Raw genomic sequence first — 21,895 nt, forward strand, 5'->3', positions numbered from 1 at the left:
ATCCTTGCGAAAGCCAGTCTTCGGGGTCTGATTCTGTTGTGAACCCGGGAGGGGGCCGGCAGTTCAGCCGATCAATAGAACGCGTGTTCGGCCTTGAGCGTCACCAGCCCGTCGCATTGGCTGTTGTGCCCGGCATAGGCCGAGCAACCGCTGCCGCTCAGGCTGGAGTCACTGTAGATCAGGTCGAGGTCGATGCCCATGAACGGGCGGGACAATTTCAGCGACCAATCGGTAAAGCTGCCCACATATCCGCCATCCACCGCCACTGGCGTATTGAATTGGTGGGTGGTGTATTTCAGGCTGATGCCGACACCGAACGGTTGATTGCCGCTCAAGTCAGCGAACAGTGTGTTGTTCTGTTTGTCCGGGTCATTGCTGAAGGCGATGCCGAAACGGCTGCCGAGTAAGGTCAGGCCGCCGAATAGTTCCTGGCTGTCAGGGGTGGTGACTTCGGGGTAGCTGTAGCGGATCAGGCCCACTTCGTAGCCGAGGGTTTGGTCGAAGGGTTGTTTAAAGCCCGCGTAGGAGTCGATCTCGAGGTTTTTCCCCGGGCTGATGCCCATGCTGGGTGACCATTGGCCCACGTAGAAACCGCTGTCGTGGCTCAGGTCCAGGCCTCCGTGGAACGAGCCGACGGCCGAGGGTTTGACCAGGCCCTGGGCCATGCTGCGGGTGGGGGTGGTGCCGAGCTTGAGGTCGAAGTCACCCAGTTCACGCTGAAAGATTTGTGCGTGTGCTGCGGAGCAAACCAACAGACCGCCGAGCAATGCCGATAAACAGGAAGATTTGAACATGCGTCACTCCATGAACAGCGAGGGCAGGCTGGTGAGCCCGCTGAAACGCTTGATCCAGACGCGTGCAAGGATACCGGCGAATGATCGGCAGCGAAGGCCGTTCGTCGATTTCGATGGATTTTAAGGGGGCGGAGGGAGTGACGAGGGTTCCAGTCCAAGCGCTTCGAGGTTCAAAGCGCTTTGGGACCAGGTGACGCGAGGGGGTTACTTTTTGCCCAGGGTGATCTGCTTGGACGGGCCGAACGTCTGGCCGCTGACGCCTTTGGCAATTTGCTGGATTTCACCGCCGGACTTGAGGAACGCTGCGATCTGGCTGTTGATCGACTCGCTGGTTTCAACGGCTGGAGCTGGCTTTGCTTTGCTGGTGGATGCTTTTACGCGCATGGCGGCCATTAACCTGTAGAAAATTAACTTGGCCAGGCATCGTACAGGAATTACCTGATAATTGCTTGGCAAATATCCCCTCGCAATAATCGTGAGGTCGGGGTAATCAGTCCTCGGACAATATTCGAAATATACGTCTAAGCCGCTGTTTTAAATAAGAACATGCCTTGAAAAATACCGCGTTACGCTTGCCTGGGCATGGCGTAAATGCCCGGATCGGTCTGACGAGCGGCCAGGCATGCGATGAAAGCCCGTGAAAATCAAGGCCTTCAGAGGATTTTCTCGCACCACCGGGCCGGGGGCCGAACGCAGCGCTTAAAACCGGGTAGAATGCCGCCCACGCAATGAGGGTATTGGACATGGCTTTAGTCGGGCGTTACAACAGTTTGCAAGTGGTTAAACACACTAACTTCGGTTTATATCTGGACGGTGGTGCGGATGGCGAAATCCTTCTGCCAAATCGTTATATTCCAAAAGATATTCCTAGCGAAGATGAAGACTGGCTCAACGTTTTTATATATCTGGACAGCGATGACAAACTCATCGCCACTACTGAAAAACCAAAAGTTCAAGTGGGTGAATTCGCCAGTTTGAAAGTTGTTGAAGTCAACAGCATCGGCGTATTCCTGGACTGGGGCTTGCCCAAGGACCTGTTGCTGCCGTTCTCCGAAGAGAAGCGTCAGATGACGGCGGGCGAGTATGTGGTGGTACACGTCTACCTCGACAAGCACACCCGCCGCATCACCGCGACCGCGCGCCTGGACCGCTACCTGGACAAGACCCCGGCCAACTACACGGCTGGCCAGGAAGTGGACTTGCTGGTGGCCGAAGCCACGGACATGGGCTTCAAGGCCATCATCAACAACAAGCATTGGGGCCTGATCCACAAGAACGAAATCTTCAAGTTCATGCGCGCCGGTAAAGAAGAAAAGGGTTTCATCAAGGAAGTTCGCGCCGACGGCAAGATCAGCCTGAGCCTGCAGCCGGTCGGCCAGGAAGCGGCCACCAGCCTGAACTCGAAGATCCTCGCCAAGTTGCGTGAAAACAACGGCACCCTGGCGGTGAGCGACAAGAGCGATCCGGCGTTGATCAGCAGTCTGTTCGGTGTCAGCAAGGGCAACTTCAAGAAGGCCATTGGCGCGTTGTACAAGAATGGCCAGATTGTCATTCATGCCGATCGTATCGATCTCAGTTGATCCCACTCTGCCCCTGTAGGAGCTGCCGAAGGCTGCGATCTTTTGATCCATAAAATCAGGATCGCAGCCTTCGGCAGCTCCTACAGGGTCATTTTCCGGCCTTCTGGTTGATAATCGACAGCCGGGGTTTTGCTTTTACTGCCGAGTCTTTGCCATGGATTGTGTCTTCGAGGTGTTCCGGTGAGCGCCACCCGGCGCAGCACCGACGGGTTTGCCCTGCAAGTGATGGTCGGGTTGTGCCTGATCTGGGGCGTTCAGCAGGTGATGATCAAGTGGGCGGCGGCCGATATCGCGCCGGTGATGCAGGCGGCCGGACGTTCCGGCATGTCGGCGTTACTGGTCGGGCTGCTGATCTGCTGGAAGGGTGGCTGGAACCAGGTGAGTACGACCTGGCGCGGCGGTCTGCTGGCCGGTGCCTTGTTCGGCCTGGAGTTCTTCTTCATTTCCGAAGGCCTGCAACTGACCACGGCGGCGCACATGTCGGTGTTCCTCTACACCGCACCGATCTTCACGGCATTGGGTGTGCATTGGTTATTGCCCAGTGAGCGCTTGCGACCCCTGCAATGGCTGGGGATTGTCCTGGCCTTTATCGGGATTGCCATCGCGTTTGCCGGCGGAGTGTCCTGGGACAACCTTGATTACCGCATGTTGATGGGCGATGCCTTGGGGGTGCTGGCGGGGGCCGCCTGGGGCGCGACCACGGTGGTGGTGCGCGCCTCGCGCCTGTCGGAAGCGCCGGTGACCCTGACGCTGTTCTATCAGTTGATTGTCGGTTTCTTCGGTTTGCTGTTGATCGCGCTGCTCAGCGGCCAGATCACCCATGTCAGCCTGACCACTGTGGCGGTCACCAGTGTGCTGTTTCAGGGCGTGGTCGTGTCGTTCTTCAGTTACCTGGTGTGGTTCTGGCTGTTGCGCCGTTACCTGGCGGCGAACCTCGCGGTGTTTTCGTTCATGACGCCGTTGTTTGGCGTCACCTTTGGTGTCGTGCTGCTGGGCGAGAAACTGAGCCTGAACTTCATCCTCGGCGCAGTGCTGGTGTTGGCGGGCATCACCTTTGTCAGCGCCGAGCAGTGGCTGCGCCGTCGTTTGCGCAAAGCTCTGGGGCAGCACTGATCGGTGCGAGCAACAGACCGCCGGCGATCAGCAAGCCGCAGCCGGCGACCACCAGTGCCGGGTGCAGGCCGCCACTGAAATGACTGCTGAGCGCCGCCAGCAATGGCCCGCTGAGCTGGCCTACGGCAAAGCAGGCCGTCAGCAGGCCGGCATTGCGTTGGGTGGCATGGGGGGCCAGTTCCCGGGATCGCTGGATCACCAGTTGCATGCAGGCCAGGAACGGCGTGCCGCACAGGATCACACCCAATGCCAGCCCCGGACCGTTGGCCAGCAGGCAGGCAAACACGCCCGCAGCTTGCAGCCATAACGTTGCCATCAACCAGCGCCGCGTTGCGCCCGCCTTTTGGCGACGCAGACTCACCAGCACCACACCCGTAGCCGCTGCAAGACCGAAGCACGGCCAGAACAGGTCGGCCTGCCATTGACCCTGGAATTGCGCATTGGCCATTTGCGACAGGAAGGTCGCCGGGATGATGTAGCCCAACCCGTACAAGCCGTAGATCAAGCCCAGGCGAGCGATGCCTTGAGTACTCGATGCGCTGGCGCCGGGCGCAGCGGTCGCGATTGCGCTCGCTTGCGGCAGGAACGGCAGAATTCCCAGCAGCATCGCCAGCCCTGCGGCGGCGTACACCAGCCACAAGGTGGCGGAAGTCTGGCCCAGCAGATTTGAGCCCAGGGCCAACAAACCTGTGAGAAAAATCCCCAGGCCCGGTCCGGCGAAGACCAGAGCGCCGAGCCGGGGACGACCGGCCGCTGCCGCGAGCGGCTGGCTCAGTGCGGTGATCATCACCAACACCCAGGCGCTGGCCACACCGGTGCCGAAGCGCAGCAGCAGGTGCGACCAGAACCCGGCGGCCCAGAAAGACGCCAGGGTCAGCAATACGCAGAGCCACAACCCGCCCAGCAAGCGTCGGCGCACTTGCGCGGGACGCCGGGAAAACATGGCGTCCACTGCGCCGATGAAATAACCGAGGTAGTTGGCGGCGGCAATCAGCCCGGCGGCGGTCAGGTCGATCTGACCTTCGCTGAGCAAGTGTGGCAGTTGCGGCGTCAGGGCAAAACGGCCGATGCCCATGGCCATCATCAGGGCAACGAAACTGGCGGATAAGCGAATCAGGGGAGACATGGTCTGGATACCGTTCAGAGGATCGATGACCGTCAGGCTAGGGCTGATTGACTTTCTTTAAAAATGAATAATAGTGAGTAACTTGTTCTTTTTTGGAGAATAGCGTGGAGTTCAGCCAATTACGCATCTTCCAGGCAGTGGCGCAGGAAGGGTCCATAACCCGGGCCGCCGAACGGCTGCATCGAGTGCCGTCGAACCTGTCGACCCGGCTCAAACAGCTGGAAGAGCAACTGGGTGTAGAACTGTTCCTGCGCGAGCGTCAGCGTTTGCAGTTGTCGCCTGCGGGAAAAGTCCTGCTGGACTACACCGCCAAGCTGTTTGCGCTGCGCGACGAAGCCAGCGCGGCGGTGCAGGGCGGGCAACCGGCGGGCGACTTCGTGCTCGGCACCATGTACAGCACGGCCGCTATTCACCTGCCGGGGTTGTTGGCGCGCTATCACCGATTGTATCCGGCGGTGAACCTGCAAGTGCAATCCGGTCCCAGCGGTGAGTTGCTCGAAGGCCTGCTCACGGGGCGACTCGATGCGGCGCTGGTGGATGGCCCTATGGAACTGGCGGGGCTCGACGGTGTGCCCTTGTGCGACGAGCGCCTGGTGCTGATCAGCGAGGCCGATCATCCGCCCGTGCGTAGCGCCCTGGATGTGGAAGGTCGCGCGGTGTTCACCTTTCGCCAGGGCTGCTCCTACCGCATGCGCCTGGAGGCCTGGTTCGCCCATGACCATGCGGCGATGGGCCGGGCGATGGAGATCGAGTCCTATCCGGGAATGCTTGCGTGTGTGATTGCCGGATCCGGTGTGGCGCTGATGTCGGAGTCGATGCTCGCCAGCCTGCCGGGCCGTGAGAGTGTATCCGTGCACCCGTTGGCCGAACCGTTTGCCAGCGCGACCACTTGGCTGATGTGGCGCAAGGGCATGGTCGGGGCCAACCTGAATGCCTGGATCGAGCAGCAGCAGGCGGTTTTCCCGCAGGCACCGACGCAGGCGCGGGAAATTGCCTGAACGCCGGCTGATTGTGATGGATTCAGTAACAGATCATTGCGACTTTGCACGAGCATTGCGTAGGACTTCGGACTATTATCAGTGCGAAGGGGCTACAGAATTTTGGCCGCTCGGCACTACCCTGAAGGGGGCACCATGAAAGAGAAAATCCAAAACTGGCTGCATGACCTGGGCGTGGCGCTCGGCTTGATCGAACCGCCTCTGCAACCCGTGCCTGTTCGTACTGACGACGAGCAACGTCGGCGCCAGCAGCGACGCCGCTAATGGCTCCGGATCGCCAGTGAGAGGGGCTTGTTGTGGCGAGGGGGCTTGCCCCCGTTCGGCTGCGAAGCAGTCGTAAATCGCCTGACCTGGTCCGCCAGATGTAACCGGGTTGAAGGGTTTTGGGGCTGCTGCGCAACCCAGCGGGGCGATGCGGCGTTCCGACAAGCCCCCTCGCCACAGAACAGCATCCTGCCATTCAGTCCTGCAACATATTTGGCATTCAGCCTCAATCCCGCCCAATCTCCAGCAAAAACCGGCTCAAATCATTCACCGTCCTGGCGGTCCTGAGCATCCGGTCTTCTTCCACGGTAAACGCCGTCACACCCAGCTCATCTTCCAGATGGAAGATCAGCTCTTCGATATCTTTTTTGTCCAATCCCAACTGCGCCAGGCTGGCGTTGTCGTCGAAGTCATCCCGGCCTTCCAGCAGGCGGCTGATGTAGCGATGTACGACAGCACGAAGGGCGGCTTCTTTCATGATCGTTCTTCGAGGAGGTGGGTGCAGCTCCCTGCCGATGCAGTCCCTGCCGTTGAGTACAGCAGGCTTTAGCCGTGTGAGCGTTGCCATTCGTCAATCATGCCGCGCAAATGCTCTCCGGAAAAACTGCCGAAATGCCCGCCATGCACCGTGCGGATCGGCAGCGCATGCAGGCGTTGCAGGCTGCGTGCGTAGTCCTCGAGGTTGGAATGGTAGGCGTCTTCGATCAGCGGCCCGTCGTAGATGATGTCGCCGCTGAACAAGGTCTCGGTGGCGGCTTCGTACAGGCAGATGCCACCCGGCGAGTGTCCCGGTGTGTGCACGACCTGCAACACGCGGTTGCCCAGGTCCAGCACATCTCCATCTTCGACAAAACCGGTGGCCGGCGCGGCCTTGACCCGGTATTCGGCGTAGCACAGCGGGCAATCGGGGTGAGCCTCGAACATGTCGTCGCCGACAAAGGCTTTGCTCAAGTCGTTGTCGCCATCCGGCGCGGCCAGGATGTCCGCCTCGGCTGGATGCACCAGGCGCTCGGCGAATTCGTGATGACCGGCGATGTGATCGAAATGGCAGTGGCTGGCCACGGCCACCAGCGGCCGCTCGGTGATCCACGGCAGTTGTTCGCGCAGGCTGACCAGGCCCGAGCCGCTGTCCAGCAGCAGGTCCTTGTCACGGCCCTGGATGTGCCAGAGGTTGCAGCGGTAGAAAGGCCGGATGTACGGCTCGTGAATCAAGCGGATGCCGTCGTTGAGATGTTTGACTTCGAACCACTGATCGCGGCTGACGATCTTCATGAGCAGTTTCCTTCAGACGAAAAAAAACGAGTGTGGCAACCGACGCCACACTCGTCGAAGAAAGCATCGAGTCGTTATGTTTCAGCTTAGGCGGCGCTCGCCACTACAGCCGTGCGACGGGACAGCAGGCTAACCAGCACGAAGCTCACCAGGCCTACACCGAGGCTGTAGTAGATCGGGGTGTTGGCATCCAGGCCGTCCTTGAACATGAACAGCAGCGCGGTGGCGAAGCCCATGCCCATGCTGGCGATGGCGCCGGCGGTGGTGGCGCGTTTCCAGAAGATCGCGCCCATCAGCGGGATCAGCATGCCGCCCACCAACAGGTTGTAGGCCAGGGTCAGGGCGCTGATCACGTCGTTGACCACCAGGGCGATACCCAGCACCACAATACCGGTCAGCATGGTGACCAGGCGGTTGAGGCCCAGGCTCGACTGTTTGCCGCCACGCAGTTTCGGCAGCAGGTCTTCGGTCAGGGTGGTGGCAGCGGCCAGCAGGCCGGCGCTGGCGGTGGACATCATGGCGGCCAGTGCGGCAGCGATCACCAGGCCACGGATACCGTCCGGCAGGGACAGTTTGACGATGGCGGCGAAGGCGTTGTTGACGTTGTCCAGATCCGGGATCAGTACGTGTGCAGCCATGCCGATCAGGGCGCAGGCCAGGCCGTAGAGGATGCAGTAGATACCGGCGGCGGTACCGGCAACCTGAGCCACTTTGGCGGTCTTGACGGTGAACACCCGTTGCCAGATGTCCTGACCGATCAGAATGCCGAAGAAGTAGATCATGAAGTAGGTGATGATAGTGTCCCAGCCGATGGTGGTGAAGCTGAAGCTCGCCGCCGGCAGTTTCATTACCAGTTCATCCCAGCCGCCGACGCGGTACATGCAGATTGGCAGGAGGATGAACATCAGGCCCACGGTCTTGATCACGAACTGGACGATATCGGTCAGGGTCAGGGACCACATGCCGCCAATGGCCGAGTAGATCACCACGACGCCACCGCCCAGCAGTACCGAGATCCAGAACGGCAGGCCGAACAGCACTTGCAGAACGGTGCCGATCGCCAGGATCGAGGTCACGCCGATCATCAGCGCGTAGGCCAGCATGATCACCGCGCTCGCGGAGCGGGCCATCGGGTTGTAGCGTTTTTCCAGCACCTGGGTAACGGTGTAGATCTTCAGTTTCAGCAGCGGTTTGGCGAGGAACAGGTTCAGCGCCACGATCCCGCAACCCAGCGCGGCACACAGCCAGAAGCCGGAGATGCCATGCACGTAGCCCAGACGCACGGTGCCCACGGTGGACGCGCCGCCCAGAACGGTGGCAGCCATGGTGCCCATGTACAGGCTTGGGCCGAGGTTACGACCGGCGACCAAAAAGTCTTCGTTGGTCTTGGCCTTGCGCATGCCGTAATAGCCGAGCAGCAGCATCGCGGCGGCGTAGATGAGTACAACGAATAAATCCAAAGCCATTATGGCGTGTCTCCGATTGTCTTTTTTATGTGAAACAAAGGCGTTTCTGTGGGGCTGCTTTCTGTGGGAGCGAGCCTGCTCGCGAAGGCGTTCGGTCAGTCACATCGATGTTGAATGTGCCGCCGTCTTCGCGAGCAGGCTCGCTCCCACAAGTGGATCTGTGTCAGGCGGGCTGACGTATTTCAGTTTTTGCAACGGCGCTGGCACCACGGCTACGAACATCGTTCGGGCCGAACACTTCGCGCGATTCCGGGAACAGGCTCAGCAGCGCCAGGTACACCAGCGAGGCCAGGCCCAAGGTCACAGGCAGGCTGATGTCGATGCCACCGGCCATTTCGCCCAGCGGCCCGACAAACTGACCTGGCAGGTTCACGAAGCACAGGCCGACGGCCGCGCTAGGGATCCAGGCACCCAGGCCACGCCAGTTCCAGCCGTGGGTGAACCAGTAACGGCCACCTTTCTCGCCGCGGGTGAACACTTGCAGGTCATCGGGGCAATAGAAGCCACGACGCACCAGCAGGCCGATGATCATGATCACCATCCAGGGGGTGGTGCAGGTGATGATCAGCACGGCGAAGGTCGACACGCTCTGCACCAGGTTGGCCGCGAAGCGCCCGATGAAGATGAAGGCAATCGACATCACACCGATTAGCAGCGTGGCCTTGACCCGCGACAGTACCCGTGGGAATACGCTGGACATGTCCAGGCCGGTGCCGTAGAGCGAAGTGGTGCCGGTGGACATGCCGCCGATCACCGCAATCAGGCACACCGGCAGGAAGAACCAGCTCGGCGAGACTGCCAGCAGGCCGCCGACATAGTTGTTGGCCGCGATGTAGTCCGGTGCCTTGATCGCTACGATGGTGGCGGTGGTCAGGCCGAACAGGAACGGGATGAACGTTGCGATCTGCGAAATCACCACCGCCGCCATGATGCGGCGCTTGGAGGTGTCACGCGGAATGTAGCGCGACCAGTCGCCGAGGAACGCACCGAAGGAAATCGGGTTGCTCATGGCCACCAGTGCCGCACCGATGAAGGCGGCCCAGAAACCGGGTTGGCCCATGTTGACGCTACCGGCGTAGTTCGCATCGAAGGGACCGGCGAAGGCGAAGATCCCCAGCAGGAACAGCAGGCTGGCACTCCATACCGCGATCTTGTTGACCCACAGCAGGAAGCGGAAGCCGTAGATGCACACGGTCAGCACCAGGATCGCGAACAGACCGTAGGCCAGGCCCAGGGTCAGGTCGGTTTCCGGCAGGCCGATCAGGCGTTTGGCGCCACCGATCAGCGCATCCCCCGAACTCCACACCGATAGCGAGAAGAAGGCGATGGCGGTCAACAGCGACAGGAACGACCCGACGATCCGCCCGTGCACGCCGAAGTGCGCACCGGAAGACACGGCGTTGTTCGTGCCGTTGAGCGGGCCGAACAGGCCCATTGGCGCGAGGATCAGCGAACCCAGCAATACGCCCAGCACAATCGCCCAGACGCCCGCCTGGAAAGACAGGCCGAACAGGACCGGGAAACTGCCGAGTACGGCGGTTGCAAAGGTGTTGGAACCCCCGAAGATCATCCGGAACAAGTCCGTCGGGCCTGCGGTGCGTTCGTTGTCAGGGATTTGTTCGACCCCGTAGGTTTCAATTTGCGTAAGGCTTTGGTCTTTGTTGTTGTTATTCATGATCAGCTCCGATCATAAAGGCGCGCTCATCGTGCGTGAGCGTCACCTGTGTTGGCTAAGGGGGTGGCAGCCCTTCCGGCATCGCGGACAAATGTTCGTGGCAGGCCAGCCATAGGCCTTGTTGTTCTTGGCCAGACGCTTGTTTCCTGAAAACAATCGTCTCGCGCTCCTGGCTAAAGTGCTGCTCCCCTTGCATGCGCAGCTCGGTGGCTACGTCATGGATGAAAATCGCCACGTCACCCTGCAGGCTGACGAAGGCGTTGCTCGAGGTGCACGAAAGCACCTCGAAGCCATCCTCGGCGCGCCAGCCGTCCCACATCGCCTGGTAGGCGTCGCGCGACAGCAGGGGCTTTTCGAGGGTGTAGAAGACGAAGCTGGCATCGGCGCTGAAAGCGCCGAAGTACGCTTCGCGATCGTTACGGGCAAAAGCGGACACCAGATCGGCGGCGGCTTTCAGAACCTGATCGCGTTCGTTCATGAACCATCCTCAGCGGTGGACTACGCCAGGCAGTACGCAGAGCATTTCGTACAGCAGGTTGGCGGCCAGCAGCGAGGTGTTGCCGGTGGTGTCGTAAGCGGGCGAGACTTCTACCAGATCGCAACCGACCAGGTCGAGGCCTTGGCAGCCACGAACGATCTCGATCGCCTGAATGGTCGTCAGACCGCCGATTTCCGGGGTGCCGGTGCCTGGTGCCCAGGCCGGGTCGATACCGTCGATGTCGAAGCTCAGGTAGACAGGACCGCCACCGACTTTCTCGCGGACTTCAGCCATCAACGGCTCCAACGATTTGTGCCAGCACTCTTCGGCCTGAACCACACGGAAGCCCTGGTTGCGGCTCCAGTTGAAGTCGTCAGCGGTGTAGCCCTGGGCGCGCAGGCCGATCTGCACCACGCGGTCCGGGTCAATCAGGCCTTCTTCAACGGCACGACGGAACGTGGTGCCGTGGGCGATTTTCTCGCCGAACATGTGATCGTTCACGTCAGCGTGAGCGTCGATGTGCACCAGGCCGACCTTGCCGTGCTTCCTGTGGATGGCACGCAGGATCGGCAGGGTGATGGTGTGGTCGCCGCCCAGGGTCAGGGGGATCACATCGTGTTCGAGGATGTTGTCGTAGGACTCTTCGATGATCCGTACGGCATCCAGCAGGTTGAAGGTGTTGATCGCGATGTCGCCGATGTCGGCAACCGACAGCGAGTCGAACGGCGCAGCGCCAGTGGCCATGTTGTACGGGCGGATCATCACCGATTCAGCACGGATTTCGCGAGGCCCGAAACGGGTGCCAGGGCGCAGCGAGGTACCGATGTCCAGCGGCACGCCTACGAAGGCAGCGTCCAGGCCGGCAGCGGTATTCAAGTGAGGGAGTCGCATCATGGTGGCGATGCCGCCGAAGCGCGGCATTTCGTTGCCGCCCAGTGGTTGGTGAAGAATCTTGTCCACGGGTAGGGCCTCATCGTCGTTGTTTTATTTATAGAGTTGCGCCGTTCACGGAAGGTACGGGCACCGTTGTGGAGCGATTCTGCGAAATGTAGTGGCCGGGAAGAATCGCTACGGGCAAATACTTAGTTCAGATTTTTCTAAACTAATGGCCAGGGCGGCGGTAGACTTCACCACTCGTTCAACGGCTGATGGCTAACCCTGTAGGAGCTGCCGAAGGCTGCGATCTTTTGATCTTCATTCTTGGCGACCATGAAGCCGCCGAAAATCAAGATCAAAAGATCGCAGCCTTCGGCAGCTCCTACAGGAGACAGCTGGAAATCAAATGGTGTCAGGAGTACCCATGGCCAACGCTTTACCCGACCTGAAACTATTGCGCATCTTCGTCAGCGTGGTGCGCCATCAGGGCTTCGCCAACGCCCAGCAGGAGCTCAACCTCTCGACGTCGGCCATCAGCACCTACATGAGCCAGCTCGAAGCGGCCCTCGGCCTGGTACTCTGTCATCGCGGTCGTGGCGGGTTCAGCCTGACCAGCAAGGGTGAGTTGTTCCATCAGGAAACCCTGCGTCTGTTGGGCGAACTCGAAGGCTTCGAGCAGTATGCCGCCGCGCTGAAGGGCGAGTTGCGCGGCACCTTGAACCTCGGGGTGATCGACTCCACGGTCAGCGACAAGGCCCTGCCGTTCGCCGAAGCCATCGGTGCCTACAGCCAGGAACACCCGGCCGTGCACTTGCACCTGTCGGTAATGAGCCCTTACGAACTGCAGCTCGGCGTGCAGGACAACCGTCTCGACCTGGCCATCGGTGCGTTTTCCACGCGCATGAGCGGCCTGGTGTATATGCCGCTGTACCGTGAGCAACACTGGTTGTATTGCAGCACGCGGCATCCGCTGTTCAACGAGCGGCGCATTCCCGAGCAGGTCATCACCCAGCAGCGCATGGTCGGCCGTGGCTACTGGAGCCAGGCCGAGCTGGCGCGTCACGGCTTCAAGCACAGCGCCGCGACCGTTGAAAGTATGGAGGCCCAGCTGATTCTGGTGCTGTCGGGCGCCTACATCGGCTATCTGCCGGAGCACTACGCCCAGGCCTGGGCCGACAAGGGCGACTTGCGGGTGTTGCTGCCGGCGACCTTTGGTTATCAGGCGCCGTTCTCGATGATAGTGCGCCGGGGCCGTAGCCGCGAGCCGCTGATCCAGACGTTCCGCGACCTGCTTAAAGCCCAACTGAATCAGGCGTGAAGAAGATGTCCAGAATCCAGTGCCCGCGCTGCCTGCGTCCGCAATCTCACTGCCTGTGCCCGTTGATCCCGAGCCTCGACAGCCGCACCCGGGTTTTGCTCTTGCAGCATCCGAGCGAAGTGAACCATGCGCTGAATACGGCGCGGTTGGCGGCGTTGGGCTTGAACAACGCTGAGTTGATCGTGGGCGAGGTGTTCGAGGATTTGCCGGTGTTGTTGAATCGTCCGGGATTTACGGCACGGTTGTTGTTTCCGGGCGAAGAAGCGCAGCAGATGAAAGCCTATGGCTCCTCAGATGAATCGATGTTGCTGGTCGTCCCGGATGGCACCTGGCGCAAGGCGCGAAAGATGCTGCACCTCAATCCGCTGCTGGCGGCGTTGCCGAGGGTGACGCTGGCCGAAGGTGGTGTGTCCCGTTATCGGCTGCGCAAGGCACCGGGGCCGGGGGCGTTGTCGACAGTGGAGGCGATTGCGCAGGCGCTGGAAACCCTTGAAGCGCCGACTTCGTTTGCGCCGTTGTTGAAGCCGTTCGAAGCGTTGATCGAGGGGCAGATTGCGGCGATGGGGGAGGAGGTTTACCAGCGTAATCATGGAGGGTGAATCAAAAGATCGCAGCCTGCGGCAGCTCCTACAGAAGGCTGCGATCTTTTGCTCTTATCTTTCCCGCATCGCCTCAGTCCGCGCTTTCAACACCGGCTTGAGCAAGTAATCGAGCACCGTCTTCTCCCCGGTAATAATGTCCACCGTCGCCACCATCCCCGGGATAATCAGCAGCGGTTTCACATCCCCGCCCAGATGGTTTTTGTCAGTGCGCACCTGAATCAGATAAAAGCTGTTGCCCTTGTCGTCGGTGATGGTGTCGGCGCCGATCAGCTCCAGCTTGGCGCTCAGGCCGCCGTAGATCGTGTAGTCGTAGGCACTGAACTTGACCATGGCTTTCTGGCCCGGATGCAGGAATGCAACGTCCTGCGGGCGGACCTTTGCCTCGATCAGCAGGTTGTCTTCCAGTGGCACGATTTCCACCATGTCACTGCCGGGCTGGACCACACCACCGATGGTGTTGACCTTCAACACCTTGATGATGCCGTGCACCGGCGAGACCACGGTGGTGCGGGTCACGCGGTCGTCGATGGCGATGCTCGATGCCGTGATTTTCGACAGGTCGGTGCGTTTCTCGTTCAGCTCTTTGGCGGCCTCCGAGCGGAAGGTTTGCTCCGACTCGTCGATCTTGCTTTTGATCTCGTTGATCGCCGATTCCGCCCGGGGAATCGCCAGGGTGGTGGCGTTCAGCGAGCCGCGAATCTCCACGGCGCTGCGTTTGAGGCGCAGGATTTCCACCGGTGACACGGCGCCGGTGCCCACCAGCGGCGTGGACATGTTCATCTCTTGCTGCAACAACGCCAGGCTAGAACTGAATTGACCCTGTTTCGAGCGGAACTCTGCCAGTTCCTGGGTTTTTTGCCGAAGTTGTTCCGACAGTGTGCGCTGTTCGCTCGCGAGCCGACGTTGCCGTTGCTCGTACAGCGAGCGCTCGTCTTCGGCCACTTGCGGAGCCTTGGCGATCACTTCTTCTGACAGCTTGAACGGCCGGCCTTCGGCTTCGGCCGAGAGCCGTTCGACCTGTGCGGTCAAGGCGTAGCGATCGGCTTCGCTTTCGCCCTTGTTCGACAGGTAGCGCGTGTCATCCAGGCGCAGCAGGGTGTCGCCCTTGTTCACCATCTGCCCTTCGCGCACAAAGATCTCGGTGACGATGCCGCCCTCGAGGTTCTGGATCACCTGGACCTTGCTCGACGGAATCGCCTTGCCTTCGCCCATGGTGACTTCCTGCAACACGGCGAATTTGGCCCAGACCAGCGCGCTGATCAGCAACGCCGCCGCCAGCCACACGGTGATCCGCGACCAGCGCGGTGAGTCCTGCAATGAGGCGCCGGCGGTTTCCGGCATGAATTCGACTTCGGCGCTTTTGCCGAAGCTGTTGAAGTAGCCTCGTCCTTTCGTTGTAGCAGGCAGGTCAGCAGACATGGCCAACTCCTAGACAGCCGCAGAGCCGACACGGCCCTTGCGCAGTGCATCGATGACTGCTTCTTTCGGCCCGTCGGCAACGATCCGTCCGTTGTCCAGCACCACCAGCCGATCCACCAGGCTGAGCATCGAGGTGCGGTGAGTCACCAGCAGCACGGTTTTGCCCTGGACCCAGCCGTGAAGTTTTTGCCGCAACACGTCTTCGCTGCTGTTGTCCATGGCGCTTGTGGGCTCGTCGAGCAGCAGGATCGGCGGGTCGAGCAACAAGGCACGGGCCAGCAAAACCGCCTGGCGCTGACCACCGGACAGCAACTGTCCGCGCTCGCCCACGGGCCGGTCGAAGCCTTGCGGGTGTTGCCGGGCAAGTTCGGTGACGCCGGTGAGTTCGGCTACTTCGAGCATGCGTGAGTCACTGATGTAGCGCGCGCCGAGGGTCAGGTTATCGCGCAGGCTGCCGGCCAGCAGCGGCAGGTCGTGAGCGACGTAACCGATCTGATGGCGCAGGTCGGCGACGTCCAGCTGTCGCAAGTCCAGTCCATCGAGCAATAGCTGGCCTTCTTCGGGTTCGTAGAAGCCCATCACCAGCCGCGCCAGGGTGCTTTTGCCCGAGCCGCTGCGACCGATCACGCCGATTCGCTCACCGGGTTTCACGCTGAAACTGACGTTGGCCAGTGCCGGGGTATTCTGGCCGTTGTAGTGGAAGGTCACACCGACAACATCCAGCGCGCCTTGCAGTTGGGTGCGCTCCAGAGGCCGTTGTTTGGTGTCGCGCTCCTGGGGCAGGCCCATCAGCGCGTCGGTGCTTTTCATGGTCAGTTGCGCTTGCTGGTAGCGGGTGATCAGGCCGGCGATCTGTCCCAGCGGCGCCAGCACTCGACTGCCGAGCATGTAGCTGGCCACCAGGGCACCGACACTGAGGTTGCCGGCGATGATGCTGTAGACCCCGGCGACGATGGTCGCCATGCCGGACATCTGCTGGATGAACAGCGTGCCGTTGGTGGCCAGGGCCGAGAGGTTGCGCGCATGGCTGTCGAGGCGGGTGAGGGCGCCGTGGGTGCTTTCCCATTTGTGCTGGCGTTCGCTTTCGGCGCTGCAGGCCTTGAGGGTTTCCAGGCCGCTGAGGGTTTCGATCAGCAACGCCTGGCGTTCGGCACCGAGGCTGAGGCTTTTCTGTACGGTGTCGCGCAGGCGTACCTGGATCACCATGGCGAATATGATGGTGACGGGAAACGCCAGAATCGGAATCACCACCAGCCAGCCACCGAGCAGGCCGATCACCAGCAGCATCAGCAGGCAGAAGGGCAGGTCGATCAGGCTGGTGAGGGTCACGGCGGTGAGAAACTCCCGCAGGCCCTGGAAGTCATGAATGCTTTGGGCAAAACCACCGATGGTCGCCGGCCGCGCTTTCATCGCCATGCCGGTGATGCGCTCGAACAGGGTGGCCGACAGGATCACGTCGGTTTTCTTGCCGGCGGTATCCAACAGGTGCGCGCGAACGACCCGCAGCACCAGTTCGAAAGCGGTACCGATCAGCAGACCGATCGCCAGCACCCACAAGGTCGAAGTGGCCTGGTTCGGCACCACGCGGTCGTAGGTCTGCATTACGAACAGCGGCACCATCAGACCCAGCAGGTTGATCAGGAAACTCGCCAGGATTGCGTCGCTGTATAGCCATTTCGACAGCTTCAACGTATCGCGGAACCAGGCCTGGACCCGAGGCACCAGCGGCGAGCGCAAGTCTTCGAGTTCGTGGCGTGGCCGGGCAAACAGCGCCTGGCCACTGTAGTGTTCGGCCAGCTCTTCAGGACTGAGCCATTGTTCACCGCCGTCGGCTTCGCAGGGCAGGATCAGCACCTTGCCGTCCTCGGCATAACGACGCAGGACGGCCGTGCGGCCGTTGTTGAGCAACAGCAGCACGGGCAGGTTGAGTGGCGAGATGTCCTTGAGGTCACGGCGCAGCAGGCGCGCCTGCAAACCGGCCCGGGCTGCTGCTCGGGGCAGCAGGTCCAGGCTCAGGCGTTGGTGTGCCATGGGGAGCCCGGCACTGAGGCTGGCGCGACTGACCGTCGCACCGTGGAGTTTGCAGAGGATCAACAGACCGTCCAGAAGCGGGTCATCGAAGCTCAGGCGCGGATCGACACCAGTGTTGCCGGGTTCCATGCTGGTCAAATTGATTGCTCCCGTTGCACTACGGCAATTGACAGATATCTGCATATCTCACTGTAGGCGCTGCGCAGGCTGCGATCTTTTGACTTTGCTTTTCAGCAAACACGTTCAAAAAGGATCACAGCCTGCGGCAACTCCTGCACGGGTACTTCGTTATTTCATTTCAGGCAGACGAGCTTCGTTTTTCACTTCGGTCTGGGCGATCGCGTCGGCGGGCAGTACGACCCGTTGTTTGCTCAACAACTGGCCCATGTTCGCCAGCACGCGGTACATCGAAAACTCTTCGGTGTAGCGCACTTCGGTGTAGCGACGGTTGGCGTTGTAGAGTTCGTTTTCGCTGTCGAGCAGGTCAAGCAGGGTCCGCTGGCCGAGGCCGAACTGATCCTGATAGGCAATGCGTACGCGCTTGCTGGTGTCGGCGTATTCACGGGCGGTCGGGGTTTGTTTCTTGGCATTGACCATGGCGTTCCAGGCCAGGTGAATATTCTCGTTGAGCTGGCGCAGGGCATTGTTGCGGATGTCCATGGCCTGGTTGATCTTGTGCGCGTCGGAGGCCAGGCGCGCCTTGTCACTGCCGCCGCGGAACAGGTTGTAGTTCATCACCACGCCGACCCGCCACTCGTTGTCGTGGCCTTCGTCACCCTGCACGTTGTTGTTCGCGCCTACTGCCGCCTCGGCGTCAAGGCGTGGGTAGAAGGGCGACTTGGCAACTTCGTATTGGCTTTCGGCCGACTGCACATCGGCCTGGGCGGATTTCAGGTAAGGGTTGTTTTCCACCATGCTCTGCTGGGCTTCAGGCAGGGAGGTTGGGACTTCACCGCGAATCGACGGCGGGGCTTCGAGCTCATCGGGCATACGCCCGACAACGGCGTAAAAGTTGGACTCGGCGTCAGCCAGATTGACTTCGGCGGTGTCGAGGTTGTTTTCTGCCAGTGCCCGGCGAGCGCTGGACTGGTCGGCATCGGCGTTGCTACCCACGCCGCGCTGGGTGCGCAGGCCGATCTGGTCGTTGACCCGCAAGTGCGCTTGCAGGTTGTTCTTGGCCAAGGTCACCAGTTCGCGGTGCTTGAGCACCTCGAGATAGACCTCGGTGGTGCGCAGGGCCAGATCCTGAGCCGTACCCTGAGCGTAATAGGCTCGCGAGTTGACCACGCCTTTGGTGCGATCGACTTCATTGGCGGTGTTGAACCCGTCGAAAAGCATTTGCCGCAGGCGCAATTCCGACTGGGTGTAGTTGAGGGTTTCGGTGTGGTGATTGCCGAGCGCCCGGGTATTGGTGTTATCGCTGTACCCGCGCCCGTAAGCAGCGTTCAGATCTACCGATGGATAAAAGCCCCCTTTGGCGACCTTCACGTCCTCGTCAGCCGACAGACGGCTGTCCACCCGCGATGCCAGCTCCGGGTGCGTCGCGATGGTGCTCTGGATCGCTTCGGTCAGCGTCATGGCCTGAGCCTGGGACGAGCAGGCCATGGCCAATAGAACCGCGCTGCAGAGGGGGGTTAATAGGCGCATGTACATCTCCCTGATTCCTGATGGTGCTTATCAGTCGCCAATTATTTGACGACATTTATAGGTAAAGTTGTTTCATGACTTTAACAAAAGAGCTAAGAACATTCTGAAGCGTAGCTAAGAAATTTTTTTCATAACGGTTATGCCAAAAAAAACTTATGCGCTCTGCGAAATCCAGCACATTGTTCAATTCGAAAGCCCTTGTTTTATGAGCTCTGGGGCGCTCGTCGGGGTTTGAGAAAAGTTCCAATCCACTTATCGACATAGAGCGGAGAAGTGCTGGAGGGGAGGGACGCTAGCGATCTTGGGTGACGGTTTTTTGTCACTTTGGTGATTCAAGATCGTTACGCATCGTTCACAGGCAACGTTGTTGCGCACAGGGATCCGATGCCATTGATTGCAGAGGAGTTTTCCCCAAACCGTAAACAGCGCCGTGAGCGAATGGCTGGGCGAGATCGTTGCCGGGGCCACGGCTTACTCAAGTAAACCGGGACCCGGAACACGATTCGCCAGACAACCCGCTTGAGCCATGAGCACGTTCTTCGCACAAACAAGGTGCCAACAGCGGTTGGCAGCGGAGGAAGTGCACATGGCTACGCTCATAGGAATCGTCAGTAAGGTCATCGGTCAGGTGTTCGCGGTTGCGAGCGACGGCACCCGGCGCGCGCTGGTCGAGGGGGACAAGCTGTTCGCCGGCGACCAACTGAGCACCGGCGCCGAGGGCGCGGTAGCGGTGCATCTGCAAAATGGCCAGGAACTGACCCTCGGGCGCGGCAGCAGCATGCAGATGACCCCGCAATTGCTCGCCAATCAGATTCCCCACGTGGACTCGTCCGAGGCGGTGACGCCGAGCCAGGCACAGCTGACGGATGTCGAGCAGCTGCAAAAAGCCATTGCGGCGGGCGACGACCCGACCCAGACCGCTGAAGCCACTGCTGCCGGGCCTACCACGACTGCCGGTGTACCGGGTGGCATCGCGGGCAGCGGCCATAGTTTCGTCATGCTCGAAGAAGTGGGTGGGCGAGTCGATCCCATCATCGGTTTTCCCACTGCCGGTTTCAACGGCATTCCCGAACTTCCCGAAGAACGCCTGAACGCTAATCCGGACAACAGCGTCGTAGCGGCCGAGACCCCTGTGGTGCCGCCAGTTACGCCTGAGGTGCCGAACAATCCGGTCACCCTTGATGGCCTGTCGGTGGAGAATGGCGAGCTTACCGTCAATGAGGCCAACCTGGCCGACGGCTCGGCGAGGAACCCTGGTGCACTGACCCAAAGCGGCACCTTCACCGTCAATGCACCCGACGGGTTGACCAGCCTCAGCATCGGCGGCATCAACGTGATCAGCGGCGGCGTGGCGGCAGGCTTCCCGCAATCAATCACCACGCCATTGGGCAGCACCCTGACTATCACCGGCTTCAACGCCGCCACCGGTGTGGTCAGTTACAGCTACACCCTCAACGGTGCCGAAACCCATGCAAGCGGTGAGGGGGGCAATACCCTCGGTGAACACTTCGCCGTGGTGGCAGGCGACAGCAATGGCGATAGCGTCACCGGTTCGCTGGATATCAACATCGCCGACGACGTGCCCCAAGCGGTCGACGACAGTAATGGCATCGCCTCGGAAACCTTGCTGACGCTGAATGGCAACGTGCTGACCAACGATGTGCAAGGCGCTGACCGTGTGCCGGTCGGTGAAAACAGCGGGCCGATCACTCCCGGCACTTTCACCGGCACCTACGGCACCCTGGTGCTGAATGCCAACGGCACCTACACCTACACGCTCAACACCAGCGACGCCGATTTCAAGGTGCTGCACGGCGGTGGCGACGGCACCGAAAGCTTCACCTATACGCTGACGGACGCCGATGGTGACAGCAGTACGGCGACCTTGGTGCTGCAGATCCACAACAACGATGACCCGGACACGATTGGCGGATTGAATATTGGGGGCGGCGAGTTGACCGTCTTCGAGAAAAACCTCGGCGACGGCAGTGCACCGGATGCCACGGCGCTGACCCAGAACGGCACCTTCATCGTCACCGCGCTGGACGGCGTCACCAGCCTGACCGTCGGCGGCATCGCCGTGGTCACTGCAGGTGTGGCGGCGGGCTTCCCGCAATCAATCACCACGCCATTGGGCAGCACCCTGACTATCACCGGCTTCAACGCCGCCACCGGTGTGGTGAGCTACAGCTACACCCTCAACGATAACGAAGCGCATCCGACGGCCAACGGCGCCAACACCTTGCCTGAGCAGTTCGCCGTGACCCTGGTCGATGACAACGGCACCACGGCGACCGGTTCACTGGACGTCAACATCGCCGACGACGTGCCCCAAGCGGTCGACGACAGCAATGGCATCGCCTCGGAAACCTTGTTGACGCTGAACGGCAACGTGCTGAGCAACGACGTGCAAGGCGCCGACCGGGTAACCATCGGTGAAGGTACTGGCCCGATCACCCCCGGTACTTTCACCGGCACCTACGGTACTTTGGTGCTGAATGCCAACGGCACCTACACCTACACCCTCAACACCAGCGACGCCGACTTCAAAGCCTTGCACGGCGGTGGCGACGGCACGGACACCTTCACCTACACCATCACCGACGCGGACGGCGATACCAGCACCGCCAACCTGGTGCTGCAGATCCACAACAACGACGATCCGGTGACGATTGGCGGTTTGAACGTCGAGGGCGGCGAGTTGACCGTCTTCGAGAAAAACCTCAGTGATGGCAGTACCCCGGATGCCACGGCGCTGACCCAGAACGGCACCTTCACCGTCACCGCGCTGGACGGCGTCACCAGCCTGACCGTCGGCGGCATCGCCGTGGTCACTGCAGGTGTGGCGGCGGGCTTCCCGCAATCAATCACCACGCCATTGGGCAGCACCCTGACTATCACCGGCTTCAACGCCGCCACCGGTGTGGTGAGCTACAGCTACACCCTCAACGATAACGAAGCGCATCCGACGGCCAACGGCGCCAACACCTTGCCTGAGCAGTTCGCCGTGACCCTGGTCGATGACAACGGCACCACGGCGACCGGTTCACTGGACGTCAACATCGTCGACGACGTGCCCCAAGCGGTCGACGACAGCAATGGCATCGCCTCGGAAACCCTGCTGACCCTCAACGGCAACGTGCTGACCAACGACGTGCAAGGCGCCGACCGGGTAACCATCGGTGAAGGTACTGGCCCGATCACCCCCGGTACTTTCACCGGCACCTACGGTACTT

At 60.7% G+C, this 21,895-nt stretch carries 19 protein-coding genes; 7 read left to right on the plus strand and 12 right to left on the minus strand.

What is annotated here, in order from left to right:
* Window positions 1-71: 71 nt before the first annotated feature.
* Both KW846_RS24035 and KW846_RS24040 read right to left on the minus strand, forming a co-directional pair.
* On the minus strand, window positions 72-794 hold the full coding sequence (locus KW846_RS24035; RefSeq protein WP_218485770.1) for a TorF family putative porin: 723 nt from the start codon (window positions 792-794) through the stop codon (window positions 72-74).
* 204 nt (window positions 795-998) lie between these two features.
* A complete protein-coding gene (locus KW846_RS24040) occupies window positions 999-1,187 on the minus strand; it encodes a hypothetical protein (RefSeq protein WP_015096330.1) in 189 nt (62 codons plus the stop codon).
* 350 nt (window positions 1,188-1,537) lie between these two features.
* On the opposite strand from KW846_RS24040, the gene KW846_RS24045 reads away from it, so the two are divergent.
* Window positions 1,538-2,374, plus strand: a complete 837-nt coding sequence (locus KW846_RS24045; protein WP_007972500.1) for a S1 RNA-binding domain-containing protein — start codon at window positions 1,538-1,540, stop codon at window positions 2,372-2,374.
* Between the two features lie 180 nt (window positions 2,375-2,554).
* Window positions 2,555-3,487, plus strand: a complete 933-nt coding sequence (locus KW846_RS24050; protein ID WP_218485771.1) for a DMT family transporter — start codon at window positions 2,555-2,557, stop codon at window positions 3,485-3,487.
* Here the strand turns inward: KW846_RS24050 and KW846_RS24055 are convergent.
* Window positions 3,432-4,613 carry an MFS transporter gene (locus KW846_RS24055; protein ID WP_218485772.1) on the minus strand — a complete coding sequence of 394 codons (1,182 nt, stop codon included), beginning with the start codon at window positions 4,611-4,613 and terminating at the stop codon, window positions 3,432-3,434. The two genes, KW846_RS24050 and KW846_RS24055, sit on opposite strands and share 56 nt — an antisense overlap.
* A 104-nt stretch (window positions 4,614-4,717) precedes the next feature.
* On the opposite strand from KW846_RS24055, the gene KW846_RS24060 reads away from it, so the two are divergent.
* Window positions 4,718-5,611, plus strand: a complete 894-nt coding sequence (locus tag KW846_RS24060; protein ID WP_218485773.1) for a LysR family transcriptional regulator — start codon at window positions 4,718-4,720, stop codon at window positions 5,609-5,611.
* A gap of 135 nt (window positions 5,612-5,746) precedes the next feature.
* Window positions 5,747-5,875 carry a PA1414 family protein gene (locus KW846_RS30145; RefSeq protein WP_007972508.1) on the plus strand — a complete coding sequence of 43 codons (129 nt, stop codon included), beginning with the start codon at window positions 5,747-5,749 and terminating at the stop codon, window positions 5,873-5,875.
* Between the two features lie 226 nt (window positions 5,876-6,101).
* Here KW846_RS30145 and KW846_RS24065 read toward each other — a convergent pair whose 3' ends face one another.
* The 6 genes from KW846_RS24065 to speB all read right to left on the minus strand — a co-directional run bounded on the left by KW846_RS24065 (window position 6,102) and on the right by speB (window position 11,726).
* A complete protein-coding gene (locus tag KW846_RS24065) occupies window positions 6,102-6,353 on the minus strand; it encodes a phosphopantetheine-binding protein (protein WP_218485774.1) in 252 nt (83 codons plus the stop codon).
* 68 nt (window positions 6,354-6,421) lie between these two features.
* Complete coding sequence (locus tag KW846_RS24070; protein ID WP_218485775.1) at window positions 6,422-7,147, minus strand: MBL fold metallo-hydrolase; 726 nt, start codon at window positions 7,145-7,147, stop codon at window positions 6,422-6,424.
* 86 nt (window positions 7,148-7,233) lie between these two features.
* Window positions 7,234-8,613, minus strand: a complete 1,380-nt coding sequence (locus tag KW846_RS24075; RefSeq protein WP_102698932.1) for a sodium:solute symporter — start codon at window positions 8,611-8,613, stop codon at window positions 7,234-7,236.
* 163 nt (window positions 8,614-8,776) lie between these two features.
* Entirely contained in the window at window positions 8,777-10,288 is a 1,512-nt protein-coding gene (locus KW846_RS24080; protein WP_218485776.1) for a cytosine permease, read from the minus strand.
* A 55-nt stretch (window positions 10,289-10,343) separates the two neighbouring features.
* Entirely contained in the window at window positions 10,344-10,766 is a 423-nt protein-coding gene (locus KW846_RS24085) for a nuclear transport factor 2 family protein (RefSeq protein WP_116580305.1), read from the minus strand.
* 9 nt (window positions 10,767-10,775) lie between these two features.
* A complete protein-coding gene (gene speB / locus KW846_RS24090) occupies window positions 10,776-11,726 on the minus strand; it encodes an agmatinase (RefSeq protein WP_218485777.1) in 951 nt (316 codons plus the stop codon).
* 340 nt (window positions 11,727-12,066) lie between these two features.
* On the opposite strand from speB, the gene KW846_RS24095 reads away from it, so the two are divergent.
* Complete coding sequence (locus KW846_RS24095) at window positions 12,067-12,960, plus strand: LysR family transcriptional regulator (protein WP_007972518.1); 894 nt, start codon at window positions 12,067-12,069, stop codon at window positions 12,958-12,960.
* 5 nt (window positions 12,961-12,965) lie between these two features.
* Window positions 12,966-13,559: a tRNA-uridine aminocarboxypropyltransferase gene (locus KW846_RS24100; RefSeq protein WP_218485778.1), complete on the plus strand. Its 594-nt coding sequence runs from the start codon at window positions 12,966-12,968 to the stop codon at window positions 13,557-13,559.
* A 54-nt stretch (window positions 13,560-13,613) separates the two neighbouring features.
* On the opposite strand, the gene KW846_RS24105 is transcribed toward KW846_RS24100, so the two are convergent.
* The 3 genes from KW846_RS24105 to KW846_RS24115 form a co-directional block, all read right to left on the minus strand.
* The gene (locus tag KW846_RS24105) at window positions 13,614-14,981 is read right to left on the minus strand and encodes an HlyD family type I secretion periplasmic adaptor subunit (protein WP_007972520.1); all 1,368 of its coding nucleotides are present in this window, start codon (window positions 14,979-14,981) and stop codon (window positions 13,614-13,616) included.
* Window positions 14,982-14,990: 9 nt separating this feature from the next.
* A complete protein-coding gene (locus tag KW846_RS24110) occupies window positions 14,991-17,150 on the minus strand; it encodes a type I secretion system permease/ATPase (RefSeq protein WP_218485779.1) in 2,160 nt (719 codons plus the stop codon).
* A 150-nt stretch (window positions 17,151-17,300) separates the two neighbouring features.
* A complete protein-coding gene (locus KW846_RS24115) occupies window positions 17,301-18,659 on the minus strand; it encodes a TolC family outer membrane protein (RefSeq protein WP_218485780.1) in 1,359 nt (452 codons plus the stop codon).
* A 586-nt stretch (window positions 18,660-19,245) separates the two neighbouring features.
* Between KW846_RS24115 and KW846_RS24120 the strand changes: the two genes are divergently transcribed.
* Window positions 19,246-21,895: retention module-containing protein (locus KW846_RS24120; protein ID WP_218485781.1), on the plus strand; the 2,650-nt coding region annotated here is incomplete at its 3' end.

Origin of the sequence: Pseudomonas sp. PDM32, assembly GCF_019219225.1 — a bacterium.
Taxonomy (GTDB): Bacteria; Pseudomonadota; Gammaproteobacteria; order Pseudomonadales; family Pseudomonadaceae; genus Aquipseudomonas; species Aquipseudomonas laurylsulfatiphila.

What these genes read in the sequence shown, in the direction of transcription:
- KW846_RS24070 (WP_218485775.1), bottom strand. Translation starts at nt 7,147, where the DNA reads ATGAAGATCGTCAGCCGCGATCAGTGGTTCGAAGTCAAACATCTCAAC.
- KW846_RS24085 (WP_116580305.1), bottom strand. Translation starts at nt 10,766, where the DNA reads ATGAACGAACGCGATCAGGTTCTGAAAGCCGCCGCCGATCTGGTGTCC.
- KW846_RS24040 (WP_015096330.1), bottom strand. Translation starts at nt 1,187, where the DNA reads ATGGCCGCCATGCGCGTAAAAGCATCCACCAGCAAAGCAAAGCCAGCT.
- KW846_RS24055 (WP_218485772.1), bottom strand. Translation starts at nt 4,613, where the DNA reads ATGTCTCCCCTGATTCGCTTATCCGCCAGTTTCGTTGCCCTGATGATG.
- KW846_RS24075 (WP_102698932.1), bottom strand. Translation starts at nt 8,613, where the DNA reads ATGGCTTTGGATTTATTCGTTGTACTCATCTACGCCGCCGCGATGCTG.
- KW846_RS24100 (WP_218485778.1), top strand. Translation starts at nt 12,966, where the DNA reads ATGTCCAGAATCCAGTGCCCGCGCTGCCTGCGTCCGCAATCTCACTGC.
- KW846_RS24045 (WP_007972500.1), top strand. Translation starts at nt 1,538, where the DNA reads ATGGCTTTAGTCGGGCGTTACAACAGTTTGCAAGTGGTTAAACACACT.
- KW846_RS24095 (WP_007972518.1), top strand. Translation starts at nt 12,067, where the DNA reads ATGGCCAACGCTTTACCCGACCTGAAACTATTGCGCATCTTCGTCAGC.
- KW846_RS24035 (WP_218485770.1), bottom strand. Translation starts at nt 794, where the DNA reads ATGTTCAAATCTTCCTGTTTATCGGCATTGCTCGGCGGTCTGTTGGTT.
- KW846_RS30145 (WP_007972508.1), top strand. Translation starts at nt 5,747, where the DNA reads ATGAAAGAGAAAATCCAAAACTGGCTGCATGACCTGGGCGTGGCGCTC.
- KW846_RS24080 (WP_218485776.1), bottom strand. Translation starts at nt 10,288, where the DNA reads ATGAATAACAACAACAAAGACCAAAGCCTTACGCAAATTGAAACCTAC.
- KW846_RS24115 (WP_218485780.1), bottom strand. Translation starts at nt 18,659, where the DNA reads ATGCGCCTATTAACCCCCCTCTGCAGCGCGGTTCTATTGGCCATGGCC.
- KW846_RS24105 (WP_007972520.1), bottom strand. Translation starts at nt 14,981, where the DNA reads ATGTCTGCTGACCTGCCTGCTACAACGAAAGGACGAGGCTACTTCAAC.
- KW846_RS24065 (WP_218485774.1), bottom strand. Translation starts at nt 6,353, where the DNA reads ATGAAAGAAGCCGCCCTTCGTGCTGTCGTACATCGCTACATCAGCCGC.